The organism is Shouchella rhizosphaerae, from assembly GCF_900142675.1.
Lineage (GTDB): Bacteria > Bacillota > Bacilli > Bacillales > Bacillaceae_D > Shouchella > Shouchella rhizosphaerae.
Genome location: NZ_FRBS01000002.1, coordinates 166,314 through 183,580 on the forward strand (window position 1 = coordinate 166,314; position 17,267 = coordinate 183,580).

The 17,267-nt window shown below is 44.3% G+C and carries 12 protein-coding genes, 1 pseudogene and 2 other annotated features; of the genes and pseudogenes, 8 read left to right on the top strand and 5 right to left on the bottom strand.

All coding sequences use genetic code 11. The features are described from left to right. Nucleotides 1-192: 192 nt before the first annotated feature. Nucleotides 193-414, top strand: a binding site (T-box leader). A gap of 39 nt (nt 415-453) precedes the next feature. Then, nucleotides 454-679 (top strand) — a binding site (T-box leader). Between the two features lie 52 nt (nt 680-731). Then, complete coding sequence (gene thrS / locus BUC05_RS06885) at nt 732-2,645, top strand: threonine--tRNA ligase (protein ID WP_035205804.1); 1,914 nt, start codon at nt 732-734, stop codon at nt 2,643-2,645. 160 nt (nt 2,646-2,805) lie between these two features. Here the strand turns inward: thrS and BUC05_RS06890 are convergent. Continuing rightward, nucleotides 2,806-3,385: pseudogene (locus tag BUC05_RS06890) on the bottom strand (GrpB family protein). Between the two features lie 299 nt (nt 3,386-3,684). Between BUC05_RS06890 and BUC05_RS06895 the strand changes: the two are divergent. Together BUC05_RS06895 and BUC05_RS06900 are read left to right on the top strand one after the other, a co-directional pair. Next, nucleotides 3,685-4,611 (top strand): DUF2268 domain-containing putative Zn-dependent protease, encoded by a 927-nt coding sequence (locus tag BUC05_RS06895; RefSeq protein ID WP_035205805.1) that lies wholly within the window; start codon nt 3,685-3,687, stop codon nt 4,609-4,611. Next, entirely contained in the window at nt 4,586-5,359 is a 774-nt protein-coding gene (locus BUC05_RS06900) for a MerR family transcriptional regulator (protein WP_011248809.1), read from the top strand. Before BUC05_RS06895 ends, BUC05_RS06900 begins: the two co-directional genes overlap by 26 nt. 902 nt (nt 5,360-6,261) lie before the next feature. Here the strand turns inward: BUC05_RS06900 and BUC05_RS06910 are convergent. Together BUC05_RS06910 and BUC05_RS06915 are read right to left on the bottom strand one after the other, a co-directional pair. After that, nucleotides 6,262-7,173, bottom strand: coding sequence for a diacylglycerol/lipid kinase family protein (locus BUC05_RS06910; RefSeq protein ID WP_035205810.1), 912 nt, complete (start codon nt 7,171-7,173; stop codon nt 6,262-6,264). Nucleotides 7,174-7,269: 96 nt separating this feature from the next. Next, nucleotides 7,270-7,920: a DUF421 domain-containing protein gene (locus BUC05_RS06915; protein WP_011248807.1), complete on the bottom strand. Its 651-nt coding sequence runs from the start codon at nt 7,918-7,920 to the stop codon at nt 7,270-7,272. 119 nt (nt 7,921-8,039) lie between these two features. On the opposite strand from BUC05_RS06915, the gene BUC05_RS06920 reads away from it, so the two are divergent. From BUC05_RS06920 to BUC05_RS06935, 4 genes are all read left to right on the top strand, one after another. Then, the gene (locus tag BUC05_RS06920) at nt 8,040-8,660 is read left to right on the top strand and encodes a flavin reductase family protein (protein WP_035205812.1); all 621 of its coding nucleotides are present in this window, start codon (nt 8,040-8,042) and stop codon (nt 8,658-8,660) included. Between the two features lie 216 nt (nt 8,661-8,876). Beyond that, nucleotides 8,877-9,812 carry a UDP-N-acetylmuramate dehydrogenase gene (gene murB, locus BUC05_RS06925; protein ID WP_011248805.1) on the top strand — a complete coding sequence of 312 codons (936 nt, stop codon included), beginning with the start codon at nt 8,877-8,879 and terminating at the stop codon, nt 9,810-9,812. A 165-nt stretch (nt 9,813-9,977) separates the two neighbouring features. Further along, nucleotides 9,978-11,696, top strand: coding sequence for an ABC transporter ATP-binding protein (locus BUC05_RS06930; protein WP_035205818.1), 1,719 nt, complete (start codon nt 9,978-9,980; stop codon nt 11,694-11,696). 89 nt (nt 11,697-11,785) lie between these two features. Beyond that, nucleotides 11,786-13,408 carry a catalase gene (locus BUC05_RS06935; protein WP_073304409.1) on the top strand — a complete coding sequence of 541 codons (1,623 nt, stop codon included), beginning with the start codon at nt 11,786-11,788 and terminating at the stop codon, nt 13,406-13,408. A 60-nt stretch (nt 13,409-13,468) separates the two neighbouring features. Here BUC05_RS06935 and BUC05_RS06940 read toward each other — a convergent pair whose 3' ends face one another. After that, nucleotides 13,469-14,017, bottom strand: coding sequence for a DinB family protein (locus tag BUC05_RS06940; RefSeq protein WP_035205821.1), 549 nt, complete (start codon nt 14,015-14,017; stop codon nt 13,469-13,471). Between the two features lie 107 nt (nt 14,018-14,124). Next, nucleotides 14,125-15,327 carry an MFS transporter gene (locus tag BUC05_RS06945; protein WP_051881277.1) on the bottom strand — a complete coding sequence of 401 codons (1,203 nt, stop codon included), beginning with the start codon at nt 15,325-15,327 and terminating at the stop codon, nt 14,125-14,127. A 162-nt stretch (nt 15,328-15,489) separates the two neighbouring features. Between BUC05_RS06945 and BUC05_RS06950 the strand changes: the two genes are divergently transcribed. Then, nucleotides 15,490-17,163: a nicotinate phosphoribosyltransferase gene (locus BUC05_RS06950; RefSeq protein ID WP_011248800.1), complete on the top strand. Its 1,674-nt coding sequence runs from the start codon at nt 15,490-15,492 to the stop codon at nt 17,161-17,163. Nucleotides 17,164-17,267: the final 104 nt, after the last annotated feature.

Sequence of the window (17,267 nt, forward strand, 5' to 3'; positions counted from 1 at the left end):
TGTATTTCAGATCTAACTGCAGAAACCACCATAAGAAAATGACACAGATATGATGTTTAAATGTTATAACTTTAATATCTTATTAATTTTGAAATTTATTTAAATTGGATCTAAAAAAAGCGAAAAGAAGGGTTGCGGTTAGGAGACATTTACTGTATCATGTAAAACAATTTAATGTTATCGTTTGATTTTTCAAAAGCACTGATAAGGACATGAGTTACTTTTTACGGTTTCCAGAGAGGGAAGGAGAGCTGAAATCTTCCTAACGCAGGAGAGTAACTTACCACCTTTGAGCTGTATTGGAGAATGAAGTACCCAATACCGTCTATGCTACGTTACAGCACCAGAGCCGTAAGTTCTTTTTACTTATGGGAAATTGGGTGGAACCACGGGTAGAACGCACTCGTCCCTTCTTGGGGGATGAGTGCATTTTTGTGTTTTGACAATTACAAAGCAAGAGCGATGAAAAGGACAGGAATTATTTTTACGGTTTTCAGAGAGGGAAGGGTAAGCTGTGATCTTCCTAGCTTAGGAAAATAATTTACCACCTTTGAGCTGTATTGGGGAACTTAGTATCTAATACCGTTTATGCTACGTTACAGCACCAAAGCCATAAGTTTTTCTTTTTAGCTTATGGGAAATTGGGTGGAACCACGGGTAGAACGCACTCGTCCCTTCTTGAGGGATGGGTGTGTTTTTTTTTATTTACTTTAAAAGGAGTGTTTCTTGTTATGAGTGAACCATTAATAGCTATTCAATTTCCAGATGGAAAGAGCAAGCAATTCCCGCAAGGTGTAACACTGGCTGAACTTGCACAATCCATTAGTCCGAGTCTTTACAAAAAAACGGTTGTTGGATGTATAAATGGTGTTCCTGCCGATTTAGCACGTCCAATCACAGAAAACGCTCATATTTCCTTATATGATGTCGCTTCAAAAGAAGGAATAGAAGTGCTTCGTCATTCAACAGCCCACTTATTGGCACATGCATTAAAGCGATTATACCCGGCTGTTCATTTAGGAGTGGGTCCTGTCATCGGAGATGGATTTTTTTATGACGTTGCGTTGGACCAACCGATTACCGTGGGTGATTTGCCAAGAATTGAACAGATGATGAAGCAAATCATTAAAGAGAACATGGAGATAACACGTAAGGAAGTTACGCGCGAAAAAGCTAAACAGTTGTTCAAACAGGACCCTTTAAAACTTGAGTTGCTTGAAGATATACCGCCAGATGAAACAGTGACTGTGTACGAACAAGGTGATTTTTATGATTTATGTCGTGGTCCTCATATACCTTCAACAGGCAAAATCAAGCATTTTAAGTTAACGAAAGTGTCTGGTGCATATTGGCGGGGCAATAGCGATAATCAAATGCTTCAACGTATTTACGGTGTCGCGTTTGCGACAAAAGATGAGTTACAAGATTATTTTGCCTTTCTAGAGGAAGCTGAAAAGAGAAATCACCGTAAGCTTGGAAAAGAGCTGGAATTGTTCATGTTCTCAGAAGAAGCTCCAGGAATGCCTTTCTATCTTGCCAATGGTCAAATTATCCGAAATGAGCTTGAATCTTTTTTGCGAAATCTTCAAGCCAAATACGACTATAAAGAAGTTCGCACGCCGATCATGATGAATCAACGGCTATGGGAACAATCTGGTCACTGGGATCATTACAAAGAGAATATGTATTTTACACAAGTGGATGAGCAACAATTTGCGCTAAAACCAATGAATTGTCCTGGCCATATGCTCATTTTTAAAAACGGGCTGCATTCGTACCGAGATTTACCAATTCGCATGGCAGAGTTTGGTCAAGTGCATCGTCATGAATTCAGTGGTGCCTTGAATGGTTTATTGCGTGTCCGTACATTTTGCCAAGATGATGCCCACATTTTCGTAACACCGCAACAAATTGAAGAGGAAATCACACTTGCATTAAAAATAATCGACCATGTCTACCAAGTATTTGGGTTTAAGTACGAAATTGAATTATCGACACGTCCAGATGATTTTATGGGGAGTGAACACCTTTGGGAGCAGGCTGAAACTGCTTTAGAGAATGTACTGCAAAAACTTAATTATGCTTATAAAGTCAATGAAGGCGATGGGGCGTTTTATGGTCCGAAAATTGATATTCACATTAAAGATGCCATTCAACGCAGCCACCAATGCGCCACGGTTCAACTTGATTTCCAACTACCTGAAAAGTTTGATTTAACTTATATAGATAAACAAAACGAAAAAAAGCGTCCAGTTGTTATTCACCGAGCTGTATTTGGTTCAATTGACCGTTTTTTAGGAATTTTAATCGAACATTTTGCAGGTGCTTTTCCTGTTTGGCTTGCGCCGGTACAAGTACAAATTGTCCCGGTTTCCCACGTTCACTTAGACTATTGTTTAACGATACAATCAGAACTGAAACAAGTAGGGGTAAGGGTAAACATTGATGAAAGTGATGAAAAACTAGGTTACAAAATTAGAAAAGCACAAATGCAAAAAATCCCTTGCACGATCGTGCTAGGTGACAACGAATTAAAAGAAGAAACAGTCACGGTTAGACAGTACGGGAAACCGGAAACAGAGAGGGTTCCTTTTGAATATTTTAAAGAGAAACTTGTGCGACAGATTAAAGAACGGAGCATGTAATAAGAATTATTAAGACTCAGACCGCCACAGCATGTTAACAACCGTTCCTGCTATTAACTTTTCAGGAGGGAATACTAGGCAATGGTGGGGTACAGCTAACATGAAGCGGAATGTTAGCTGCACCCTTTGTGAAAGAAATGATATATCGAATTCAAGCGTTCTACTCAACCGAGTTTGCTCGCTCCATGATTTCCTGGACGATCCCGCTTTTCGCATCAGCATAATGTTGCGTGGCGCCATTGACGTTGAGCAAGGTGGCGTTTGACGCTTGCGTACTTATCCCGGTCGGCATTGTTGCTTCGGAGCAAATCACGGAAACGCAACATTCTAGTGACTTCAGAAGCGCCTTCGCTGAATACATGCAGGTTGATGTCTGTGTCTGGTCCTTTGAACAAGCGATGTTCATACCATTCATGCTCCCGAATGCGTAGGGTGTAACCAGCTTTTTCTAAGTCCGGGACATAAGTCATCTCGTCAGCGGAATCGATCACAACTAGTAGGATATCAATGATGGGCTTGGCCCAAAGGCCTGGAACTGAAGTTGAGCCAACATGTTCGAGTTGCAATACCTTGTTTCCGAGCACAGAACGAATTCGGCTAGCCTCTCGATCGAATTGATTAGGCCACTCTGGATCATACTCTAGAAGGGTAACGGGCGCGTTGTGGGGTTTACGTTCACCAACTGTGACCTTCTGAAGATCTTCATCACTTTTAGGTGGCGGGTTTGAATGACTCTGCATGGAGATCACTCCCTAATTATCAGTTCAGCATTTCATCTTACCATAACGGTTGAAAAGAAGTTAAGCGGTAATTCTCCGCCGTTGAAGGGGAAGAAAAGGTCCAGTTCGTAATAGCGGTAAAAAAGTCCGTACCATCTTTGGTTGTTAACGCGTGTTTGCAAAATAATCTGAGTGGTACAGTCGGAGCCAGCTGTATGAGTGGGTTTCGGTGTTTTCTTTAAAAATAAAAATGAAGGCTTGACTCTCACGTTACGTAATACTTCACACTTTGAATGATCAAAACGTAGAGGTGAAACGATATGAACATTCAAGCACTGCGCTCAGACCACATTTACCGCCAAGTTATGCAAGTTCCGCTAGCAGAGAAAACAGAGTTATACCGGGAAGAGATGCTGGCTCCGTTCATGAAAAAATGGGAGACTCAGCAGGTTCCGTATAAGGCTGCCGATCCAGGCGGTTTTGACGTGATGACAATCAATAATTTCATATTCCGTGCGCCAGAAGAGATGACGCCTGAGATTTCCGCGGAACTCGAACTTATATCATCCGATGCGTTCTGGCAGGAATGCGAAGCAGTCGTTGCCCGAAGCCTGGGCTTATTTACGGAAAACGGCGTGAAACTCAAGGTATCCGAGTACTTGTTCACGATTCTCCTGGGCAACCCGAAGAGCCAGTCTTTGTTGCTAAACGAGGGGTATAGCGGCGACGGTGGGATTCCCGGATACATTTTGTGCACATTGCTTCCAAATGCTTATACGCTGCCTCGCATGAAGCCCGCATTGGCGCATGAAGTCAATCATAACGTACGTTACCAGTATATCAAGTGGGACCACACCGTCACCTTGGGTGAGTTGATCGTCAGTGAGGGGCTTGCGGAGAATTTCGCAACACTGTTGTACGGGGAGGAGTTGGTCGGCCCTTGGGTGTCGAGGACGGACGCGGAAACGCTGAATCGCCAGATCAAGCCTTTGCTGAAGGAACGGCTGGATGTAACCGGGTTTGACCAAATCGCGCCGTATCTTTACGGCGACGAATTGGCAAAGCTCCAGAATTTCACACCAGTTGGCATGCCTTATAGCGCGGGTTATGCTTGCGGGTATTATTTAGTACAATACTATTTAAAGCAGACGGGAAAATCGATTGTCGAAGCGACCATCACCCCGGCGGCTCAAATCCTGGACGAAGTCAGGGGATACTGGAATGAAACAACGATTATTAGCGATTAAAGACATCGTGCACATTACCGGCATTACCACCAGAACCTTACATTATTATGACGAGATCGAGCTGTTGAAGCCCACGTTCGTCGCCGACAACGGCTATCGCTATTACGATCAGGAAAGCTTGGCTAAACTGCAGACGATTTTGTTCCTGAAGGAAATGGATGTGCCTCTGAAAGAGATTGCAGCCATCTTGAAGCTTCCGCTTGAGGAGCAACGCGAAGTATTAAAGCAGCACAACGATACGTTACGTTTGAAAAAACAGCGCTTAGAGCGAATCTCCGCGGCATTGGAGGAGTTTGTGGCTGGAAAGGATGTTTACCATCTTAGCATTTTCAATGATTCTGCGATTTTGCCCTTGCCAGAGCAATATGACCGAGAAGCGAGGTGGCGCTATGGCAAGACGGAGGCTTACCAATCCTTTGAGAAGAAGATGCAAGAACGGTCGTCCATCGAAAAAGAACGCCAGTGGCACCAGATGGAGGACGTGTTCCGAAAAATTGCCGCCTGCATGCATTTTCAGCCGGATGCGGTGGAAGTACAGCAACTCGTCGATGAGTGGCGGGGAATACTCGAGCAGTCAATGCCATGCGACGGGCACTTATTAATGTGCATCGCCAACACGTACCAAGCCGATGCCCGGTTCAAGCAATATTTTAATCCGTTCAGTGAGCAAGGAGATTTAGCAGCATTCATGCATGAGGCGGTTATGTATTATGTGCAGGGATTGGGTGAAAGTAAGAGAGAGAATTGAGATGTGGCGTTTTTTATGGAGAAGACAGATTGAATGAATTGAAAGTGTAGATCTTTTAAAGGCTGAATGGGGAATTCGGCCTTTTTTTGTCATGAAATTTGAAACGTTAGCCAGTTTGATTTAAAACATAGCAAATTAACATCATCCTTTTCAGAACGAACTTTGATTTTTAAGTAGTCCCTTAGGTCAAATAATTGATCTAAGGGACAGCTTTTATTTTCTTTGTCTTTTACTACTCATTAAAATGATAATACCCCCCATCATTAGACCAACAATAAAAAATAAAATACTCCAAGTGATTGAAAAAGAATCACCAAAATTGAGCACAATAGCTAATAATAAATAAGCTAAAAACATAGAAAATCCAGTTAACAAAATAAATCGGATATTCCTAGATACCAAGTTTATCTCCTCCTCTTTTAATACCATTTCCTAAAGCCTGCTTAGTAAAACGATATTTTCATCCAGCGAAGAAGATAATTTAAACGAAGATATTCAATAATAAACCGAGTAAACGGTAACATGCTTTATATTGTTATGTCATAGTTTGTTACAATTTACCCGAAAAATGTTTTCTAGAAGTTATTAAACAATGCTGCTTTTCTTATTATGGGAATTATGGTCAGTAGAATTTTCATTGTCATGTGTTCTTGGTTGACAAAGGTATCTAAAGAAACCAGTTCCATCTTCCGAGGGCTTCTAGAAGTAAAGCACCAATTTCTTGTTTGAAGTTTTCTCGATCTTGCTGCGCTAAAACTAATAGTATATAAAAAAGGTTTAGTATAATCCGCTCCTAAAACCTAGGCCGCAAACACGTTTGCGGCCTAGCCCATTTCGCTCCCAATGTCTTCTTTTTAACGCCAACGATCAAACAAACCGGTTTCCCTATCCTCATCGCATCCTCAGTCTTTTTCTTGTTGTTCTGTAGTAATAAAAGTAAGGGCCTGTTGATGAAGTGTATAGGAGACGGGTGTCTGTTCATTGATTTCGCCATCGCTGTCGACATCGAGCGTTTGGTGGCATGTGAGTGTAAATTGATCGAGTTCGAGTGCTTCGATCCCTTCTGCGTCGTTAAGCCAATTTTCATCGGTGAAAGCGTGGCTGTACATATTTTTTAAGAGCGTGAAGCCTGCCTCCTTGACAATAAACAGATGAAGTTTGCCGTCTGATAAGGAGATGTCTTTTAAGAATAGGCCGATTGTGCCAATGTATTGGCCGTTCATCGCTAAGATCATAACGGCATCGCCGCTAGATGTTTCTCCTTTTGCTGTTGTGATCGTGTACGAAAATGGTTTTGGTTCTTTGATCGATCGAATTGCGCTAATGATATACCCAAGTTTTCCAAAACGTGCTTTTGTTTCTGCCTCTATTTCTTTTGAAGCCTCGACAATCATGCCTACTCCAGAAAAGTTGGCAAAGTAGCTGTCGTTTTGTTGGCCAATGTCAATCGCAACAGTTGTGCCGTTTACAATTGCTGTGAGGGCGTCGTCTACTGTAGGAATTTGCAAGCTTCGAGCCAAGTCATTGCACGTGCCAGCTGGCACAATTGCCACAGTTGGTTGGTTGTTTCCTGCCATCAACCCGTTGACGCATTCATGGACGGTGCCGTCGCCGCCCACGATGATCAATAGTTCGATGTCCTCAGGCAACTGTTTGCATCGTTGTTTTGCTTCGCCTGGCGCTTGCGTCTGGATCAATGTCAGCTCTATTACTTCAGGGGCAAGTGTTGCCAATGTTTGTTGCAGCAGTTCGTTGACGTCTCCTTGCCCTGCGTTCCTATTGTAGAGCAGAATGGCTTTTTCGTAACGGGGCATGCCATGTCCACCTTTCAGCTTAAGATCACTTTCCAATTGGAAAACGAAGGAATCGTTTTCCATGCTTTGTCATACATGTACCCGCTTTTAAGCATTTTAGTCTGTCGTTTCCCTGTTTTTCTTCTGGATGAAAAAGTTTCCTTGGAAACGACTGCAATAAAACACATGGCGAATGTCGTGAATGCCCTCTTCGCGCAATGCTTGGTGAACTTCTTCTTCGGGAATGTCGAGAATGTCTAAATGCTTATGTTGGAGAATGCCATCCATAATAAGCGGGAGTGAAAGGGAGCTGTGATCGTTTTTTTTAAACACCGACAATGAACCAGATGACTCTAACAGCGCCCAATCCACTTCTTGAATGTCGGCAATGTCTTTATCACGCAGCTGCATCATGATGTCATCGATGTTGTAGTTTTGTTTTAATAAATTTTCCTCGATAAAAACGCCATCTCGTATTAACAGTACCGGTTTGCCATCAACGACGTCGCGAAAACGCTGATTTTTGACTTGCAAATAGGAGAAAACACGGGACAACAAGATGAGCAGCGCAATCGGCGTAAGGCCGCGAATGAGGGGCATTTTTGTATCTTCAATTAAAATAACAGCTAGCTCTGCGACCATGATCGTAATAATAATATCAAGAACGCTAACTTCGCCGACGTCCTTTTTGCCTGTTAAGCGGAAAAAAAGCAGGACTGCAACAAACATAACGATCGTTCGTCCTGAGATGGAAACGAGCTCTTCCACTTTCTATCACCTCAGATTCAGTATTGGCGAAAGCGGACGAAGGTAAACGTGATCCTTTCTCTTGAACCATTCTACAAAAACAGGGACAATGAAAACAAAAGGCACATGGAGGAGATGTTATGCGTTTACTGCGAATGGATGAACTATCAGCAAGAGACCGCTACCGCTGGATGAGCGGGGCCATTGTGCCTCGCCCGATCGCGTTGGTCACGACGCTAACGGAAAAAGGAGGCATGGTCAATGCCGCACCATTCAGCTTTTTTACGATGCTTGCTAGCGACCCGCCGCTTTTGTCCATTGCCGTAGGCAGGCGTGAGGGGCAAATGAAAGATACGGCGCGCAATGCGGTGGCCATGGAAGAAATGGTGATTCATGTCGTCAGTGAAAAAATCGTCAGCGATATGAATGAGACAGCAGCAACGCTTGCGCCAGATGAGAGTGAACTGGAACGGACGTCTTTTCATTTGACGGAAAGTGTTACGGTCTCCGTGCCGGCAATTAAGGAAGCCCGTATACGATTTGAGTGCAAGCTCGAATCCCACTTGCCGACCAAAAACGATGCGGGGGAGCTATCATTTGATTTGCTTATTGCTCGTGTCTTGGCTATGCATATTGCAGAGGACGTTATCGATCAAGAAGCGAATGGCATTGACATGGACGCTCTTCAACCTGTTGCCCGATTAGCGGGACCGAACTATGCAGGGCTAGGCGCACGTTATTCCCTGAAGCGGCCAAAATAGCTTCGTAAAAGTCTATGAAAGTAATGAAAAACAGATGAAAATGATGTATGGTCTGTTTTTTTTTGCGCAAATCCGTCATAATGAAGGAGCCGCGATCAGTGAAAGAGGAAATGCTTCCTAAAAATAACTGACGCACGACAAATGAGGATGGCGCATATATAGCTCATATAGGCGTCCGTCATTTTTTTGAAATGATTAGGTTAGAGGAAGATGATGATGAAACGATATATTGAAATATGCAAGCCTTTATGGACGTTATTGCCAGAAGGAACAATTCATGAAGATGAACGATTATGCAAACATACGTATACGCAAATGGGTGGCGCAGCCGATTTGTTTATTACGCCCCAATCGTATGAGGAAACGCAAACCGTTTTGAAATTTGCCCACGAACATCGGGTGCCTGTTACGTTGCTCGGCAATGGGTCGAATGTCATTGTAAAAGACGGGGGCATTCGTGGAATTACATTAAGTTTAAAAAAGCTCAATACGATCACATGCACAGGAGTGGAGTTAGTCGCGCAGACGGGAGCGACGATTATTGAAGCATCACGGAGAGCCCGTGATGCGGAGCTGACTGGGCTTGAGTTTGCTTGTGGCATTCCTGGCACGGTAGGTGGTGCGTTTTACATGAATGCCGGCGCTTATGGCGGACAGATTGCCGATGTGCTTGAGAGTGTATTGGTGTTAACGGAACAAGGGGAATTTAAAACGCTCTCGAAAGAAGAGTTTGATTTTGATTACCGTAAAAGTGTGTTTTCAGCCAAACGTTATATCGCCTTGGAGGGCACTTTCCGCCTGCAAAAAGGCGACATGGCGCAAATACAAGCGAAAATGGATGAGTTGACGATTGCGCGGGAAACGAAACAGCCACTCGAATACCCTTCATGCGGTAGCGTATTTAAGCGCCCGCCTGGCATGTTTGCCGGCAAGCTGATCCAAGACAGCGGCCTCCAAGGGACACGCATCGGTGGAGCTGAAGTGTCAAAAAAACATGCAGGCTTTATTGTGAATGTGGATAATGCGACTGCAACAGAGTATATGAGCCTTGTCCGCCATGTTCAGCAAACGGTAAAAGACAAGTTTGGCGTTGAGCTGGAAACGGAAGTGATTACAATTGGCGAAGACATCGAAGAACCTGTTAGCGATTAGTTAATAGGTTTTTCGGTGCTGCCCGTTGTGTTTGTTGATTTATAGAATCGTTAGGCTGCTAGATAGTGCCAAATGTATGAATGTTTATTTTGCAATTCAAAACGGTTCTTGGTTAAATAAAAGAGGGGGTTGCCGGCCTGTTAGATCAGAAAGAAGGTTGGAGCAATGATTAAACGTTTTTTTTCCTATTATGTACCGCATAAAAAGTTGTTTTTTATTGACTTTTTCAGCGCCATTGTCGTCGCTGTTTTAGATTTATTTTTTCCTATTGTCGTCCAATGGTTCATTAACACGCTTTTGCCACAACAAGAATGGGACAAGGTCGTCTGGGTATCAGGGGGGTTGTTACTCACCTATTTAATCAGCGCGTACTTGCAATACAATGTCAATTTTCTTGGGCATAAACTCGGGATTCACATTGAGACGGACATGCGCCAAGACTTGTTTGAAAGCATCCAGCGCCAATCGTTCCGTTATTTTGACAATACGAAAACAGGCCACATTATTAGCCGCATTACAAATGACCTGTTTGACATTGGCGAATTAGCGCACCATGGCCCAGAGGACTTATTTATTGCGTTAATGACGTTTGTAGGTGCTTTTGGCATTATGTTTTATGTGAACCCGACACTGGCTATTGTAGCGCTCGTATTTGTACCGTTCCTGATCGCCTTGATTACTTATACCAATATTAAAATGAATCAGGCATGGTCAAAAATGTATGCGGAAATTGGCGATGTCAATGCCCGTGTAGAGGACAGCGTTTCTGGCATGCGCGTTGTCCAATCGTTTACGAACGAAGCCCATGAAGTGGAAGAGTTCCGTAAAAATAACCGCCGTTACCAAAAGGCAAAAGTAGGCGGCTACAAAGTAATGGGCTATACATCTTCTGGCATCTTTTTAGCAACGCGGCTGATGATTTTATCTGTGCTCCTTGTCGGCGCATGGCTGCTTTATACCAATTCCCTTGATGTTGGCGAGTTTGTCCTCTTCATTCTCTATATCAACATTTTGTTTAAGCCGATTGAGAAAATTAGTGCGATTTTAGAGCTTTATCCAAAAGGGATGGCCGGCTTTAAACGTTTCACTGAAGTCCTTGATACAGAAGTAGATATTGAGGACAAGCCTGACGCTAAAGTGGCGCCTGTGCTCAATGGCGATATTGAATTCCACAATGTCACGTTCAGTTATGAAAACAATCGGCCGGTTCTTAATGATCTCAATCTCTTTATCCCGGCTGGAAAAACGGTCGCCTTCGTTGGTCCGTCTGGCGCTGGGAAAACCACGATTAGCTCGCTCATTCCGCGCTTTTACGATGTAGATAGTGGCGCTATTACCATTAATGGCATCAACATTTGCGACATGACGAAGAAGTCGCTGCGTTCGCAAATTGGCATTGTCCAACAAGATGTCTTTTTATTTAGCGGGACGCTGAAAGAAAACATCCGCTATGGCAAACTGGATGCAAGCGACGAAGACATTTACCGCGCCGCCAAGCTGGCGAATTTGGACGGGCTCATCGAATCGCTGCCAGAAGGCTATGAAACGCAAATCGGCCAGCGCGGCTTAAAGTTGTCTGGTGGACAGAAACAGCGGATTGCGATTGCGCGCACATTCTTAAAAAATCCGCCTATCTTGATTTTAGACGAGGCGACTTCTGCATTAGATACAGAAACAGAAGCGCTTATTCAAGAATCATTGCAAGAGTTGGCGGTAGACCGGACAACACTTGTTATCGCCCACCGACTAGCAACAATCCGCCATGCCGACCATATTGTCGTCGTGACGAAAGACGGCATTGCCGAGCAAGGCACTTACGAGGAGCTCGTCGCCAAAAATGGCGTATTTGCGACTCTAAACAATATCCAGTTGACACATGTGTAAGCAGAGGGAACAATCCCTCTGCTTTTTTGCATAGTTTTACGTCTACTGGAAAAGCTAGGCTGGAATAAAAGGAAGGAGTTGGCTAACCAATGGATGAATCAAAAAAGGCGCCTTCGTTTGGAACCAATGTAACAGGGCAAGGCGATGCGCTCGATCAGCGCAAAGCCGCAAATGAGAAAGACGATACATTGACCACTCGTCAAGGCCATCCCGTGAAAGACAATCAAAATGTACGCACTGTCGGCAACCGCGGGCCTATGACATTAGAGAATTACGATTTCTTGGAGAAAATTAGCCATTTTGACCGGGAGCGCATTCCGGAACGAGTTGTCCATGCCCGCGGTGCAGGAGCACACGGCTATTTTCAATCATATGGAAAAGTCGGAGAGGAACCGATTTCCAAGTACACAAGAGCAAAAGTGTTTACAAACACGGAAGTGAAAACGCCTGTATTTGTCCGGTTTTCTTCTGTTATTCATGGCATCCATTCTCCCGAAACTCTTCGTGATCCCCGGGGGTTTGCGGTGAGATTTTACACAGAAGACGGAAACTGGGACTTAGTCGGCAATAACTTGAAGATTTTCTTCATTCGCGATCCGCTAAAATTTCCGGATATGGTCCATGCGTTTAAACCGGATCCAGTAACGAACCGGCAAAGCATGGAACGGTTTTTCGATTTTGTCTCGCAAAGCCCAGAATCGACCCATATGATCACATTTGTGTTCTCGCCGTGGGGCATTCCGGCAAACTACCGGAATATGCAAGGATCGGGTGTTCATGCGTATAAATGGGTCAACGAGGAAGGGAAAGCGATGCTTGTCAAATACCATTGGGAGCCTGTACAAGGAATCAAAAACTTGACCCAAAAGGAAGCAGAGCAAATTCAAGGAAAAAACTTCAACCATGCAACGCAAGATTTGTATGAAGCAATTGAAAAAGGCGATTACCCTGAATGGGAACTTTATGTGCAATTGATGGAAGACGGCGAACATCCAGAGCTTGACTTTGATCCTCTTGACCCGACTAAGCTTTGGTATAAAGACCAGTTTCCTTGGCACAAAGTCGGCAAGATGGTGCTCAACAAAAACCCAGAAAATTATTTTGCGGAAGTGGAACAAGCGGCCTTTGGTACCGGCGTCCTTGTCGACGGCCTTGACTTTTCCGATGACAAACTGTTGCAAGGACGCACGTTCTCCTATTCAGACACGCAGCGTTACCGCGTTGGCCCGAACTATTTGCAACTGCCAATCAATGCCCCGAAAAAACGGGTAGCGACCAACCAACGAGACGGGCAAATGACGTACCATGTCGATAGTCCTCCTGGAATCAATCCACATGTTAACTATGAGCCATCTGTCCTTAACGGTTTAAAGGAAGCGGAAAAAGTCAACCCAGACCACACGCCGCACGTGTCAGGCGAAGTGAAATATGAAGCGATCAGCCGTCCGAACAACTTCGGCCAAGCAGGGGAAACGTATCGCCGCTTTTCTGATTGGGAACGGGATGAGTTAATTGCCAATTTAGCCGATGCTCTGGCCGATGTTGATAAACGGATCCAAAAGCAAATGATCGAGAATGTGACAGAAGCGGACCGCGACTACGGCAAGCGTTTAGAAGAAGCGATCAAACGTGTTCAAGAAAGCGTAGACGACAAAGAAGGACATGCGGTCAAGGAAGCGGAACAAGAAGGGATGCCGTCTGATCCTTATTAAAAAAACGTACGTGAAAATAGGAAAAACCGTAGGCGTCGATTCGACACTTACGGTTTTTTATCAATCGAACCTGTAATACGTTTTGCAAAGTTGGAAATGATGGTTTTCATGTATACAAAGCAAATGTATGCTTTGTATGAGATTAGGATAATCGGCGATGGGGTCTGGATAGCGAATATGGCCAGCAATTTCGTCTTTTATTTGATCGACCATGTTCTCCAATTGTTTTGTTTCGGCGTCTATGCTTGTCACTAATTGAGCGAATGACGTGTTCTTTTGAATCTCTTTTGGCGGTATTAACATACTTGGTGCTTTCATGGGCTTGTGATGCTTTTTATGATATTCCTTGTATACGTCTTTACTATGCGTTTCATAAGGCTTGTTTTTCCTGATTGCGGCAATTGGCTTTGACAATGGCAAATACAGCTTATTTAGCTGTTTAAAACGTTTTACCATTAAAAACAAATGGTAAAACGTTTCTCCAAACGACCATTTATCTTCACAAGGTCTTTTCCATTCTTCCCCTTTAAAAGGCTCCATCGCCATCGACATTTCATGCCTTTGCTTGTAAAGTGTGTGAAAATGCTTTTCCATATAACTGCTCTTCATAGCGCCTCCTAGTAATGCTGTAATAGTACTTTCACCTTTGAACACCGGTTGAAGATCGCCTTATTAACGACCCTCAACCGGCTTTCTAAACAGCTTCCAGTTTTGCCCTAAGAGGCTTCGCCGCTTTTGCTCGTTTCGTTTTTGGCTCGACGCAAAAGCGGCATTGTAATTGCCAAAGCGAGAAGCGAGACGATTCCTGCCAATGTGAAAATATGAGCGATGCCTATATGTTCAGCCACAAAGCCTGCGCCGTACGGGCCAATAAAGATGCCGATTGCATAGACAGATTGGTAGAAGCCCATAACAGACGTTTTTAAGGAAGGCTGCGGGAGTGAAGCAATTTGCGAGAGCAACAGCGGCAATACTACGCCGATTGTCAAGCCAACAACGCCGTGCAACAGACTGATCGTTGCTAGTGTAGTAGCAAACGGCATACAGAAAAAAGTGAAGCAAGTGACAATGAGAGAGAGCGCAATCAACCGAATTTCATTGCGCTTTGAAACATTGAAAAAAGCAACTCCTAAAGATGCAGCAGCGTGTGGAATAAAGAAAGCTGCCATCAGCCAAATAAGCTGCCCCTCCCGAACGCCGTGGACATTTGCATAAACAGGCGTAAACCCAAAAATAGAAATAAACAACAGAGCGTGTGTAAATAATGATACAAACGTTAACGGCAGCAGATGTTTGATAGACAACACTGCCTTGACTTGTTTCCCTAAACGTTGAGAGCCATGATTCTCGATTTCTTGCGGCACTTCCTTAATAAAGAGGGCAAATAAGAGTCCGATTCCTGCCGCGACGATCCCTACCCAAAACGGAATGCTCCAGCCAAATTGTTCAACGAGAATGCCGGCTGTTACCATGCTGAGAAATTGCGGCATGACCGTCAAAAATTGCAATGTTCCCATTGCTCGGCCAGATTGGCCTGGATTAAAATAGTCGGCGTACATAATCGTTGCCATCACCCACATGGCAGCAGTAACGCCTGCTAGCAACCGTCCTGTCAAAACCCATGCAAACGAAGTGGACGATAGTAAAATGATTCCGCTTAGAATAGCGACTACAAAGCCGCCTACATAAAAATGCTTGCGCAAATGTCGCAATGAATCAAGCAAGACGCCAAGTGGAAAACGGAGCAACACTTGCGTAATGCCGTAACTGCCGAGAATAATCCCGATTGCCGCATACGTAAAGGGAATTTGTTCTAAATAAAGGCTAAAGATGGGCACATAGCTGTAAGTGCATAGCCAAAAACAGAAAACGGACACCAAAAAGACGAGATGGTGTCTCCGTTTCAATGCAATAGACACAGGCATTCCTCCTTGCTTTCACCCATCATCTTACCATCTTTTGGCGTTTGTGTGGCTGTCCTTTTATTCAAAGAAGCTTGATTTGAAATAAGCACGTGACAGCGTTATACTGGCAATGACTACGGAATCAGAGAGGTTCCCGTGACAAAAGGAGAAGCACCGATGCCACAAGCGAAAACCATATTTGATTACATTAAGCCGACCGACTATCGTTTTGTACATATATGCAGGCGCTGTGACCAGCCGCAATTTTCAAATGAACGAGAGCCAGCGGAAGCATGCGTCCGCTGTGGAAATGACTCGTTCCACGTTGTTCCTTATTACAACCCAGATCAAGATTATGGTTTAGATGTTGACTATTATGCAATCACAATGATGTATGCGCTGTGGAAGGAAGGATTGCACAAAACGCAAGTTGTTTACGATGATTTTTATCGAAAAGCGCCGTTTGTAAAAGGCGTTGGCGATTTTAGCGGCGAGCTTGGCGGTTACGTTGCTTTCGGTGGCCTTGGTCACTTGATTGAAACGATAAACAACCTCCATTTTTCGGAGGCTGATCTTGACTATTTGCGTCAACAACCAGAAGGATTTGAAGAAGCGTTTCTTGAAGATTTGCGAAAATTGCGCTTTAGCGGTGATATGTATGCAGTCGAAGAAGGCAACCTTGTGTTCCCGAACACCCCCCTTATCCGCTTAGAAGCGCCGGTATGGGAGTGCATTTGGATTGAGGCGATGCTTTTAAACATTATCAACGCTGAGTCCCTTGTGTTGACGAAGGGATCACGTATTAAAACCATTGCCGGAAAAGACGGCTTGCTTGAAATGGGGAAACGCCGGGCGCAAGGGCGGGATGCCAGTGTATATGGCGCCAAAATGGCATACATCGCAGGCTTCGATGCGACAAGCAACGTAAAGGCAGGCAAACAGTTTTCTATGCCGATTACTGGAACACAGGCCCATGTATATATTATGTTTCATCCATCAGAGTTAGAGGCGTTTCTCGCTTATGCCAACGTCTTCCCACAAAAGACCATTCCTCTGCTCGACACGACCGATACGTTAAACAGCGGTTTGCCTCATGCGATTACGACTGCACGCAAGCTGCAAGAAAAAGGCTTTGAGATGACGGCTGTCCGCCTTGATAGCGGCGACTTGGCGTATTTGTCGAAGAAAGTGCGCAAACGCCTCGACGAAGAAGGGCTTGAGCATGTTAAAATTGCCGCGACAAATGATTTGGACGAATACACCATCGCTTCTTTAAAACAGCAAGGAGCACAAATTGACATTTGGGGTGTAGGCACAAAGTTTATTACCGCTTACGACAACCCAGCCTTAGGAGGCGTCCATAAAATTGTGGCCCGACGGGCTCTACCACAAGAGTTGCGAGCGGGTATCTACAATGAGGATGACTGGATTCCGCTTATTAAAATATCAGAGAGCATCGAAAAAATTCTCAATCCAGGCCGCAAAAAAGTGTATCGTTTATTCGGCCCAGATGGAATGGCAAAAGGGGACTACATTTGCTTAGCCCATGAAAGCTTGGAGGGCCAATCAGAAATTGTCTTAAAACACCCAACCAATCCGTTGAAAGCGAAAAAAATCCGTGATTTTGAGGCAGTCGAGCTCCATAAGCAAATTTTTAAGCAAGGCAAATGCGTGTACGATGTCCCGACATTAGAAGAAGTGCGGGCTTACCATCAACGCCAAAAGAACACGTTTTGGGAAGAATATTTGCGCTTAGAAGTTCCGGAAGTGTATCCGGTTTCCCTTTCTGACGAACTAAGAAACATGAAAGAACGACTGATTGAAGAAAAACGGCAACATGATGATGGGTAACAACAGCAATCCGTTTTAGGTGAAGAGGGGAATATGCAAACATCTGAGAGTTGCGCCAAAGGCGCAGCTCTTTTTTAGCTTGCTTTTTAAGGGGTCAGCTGCCC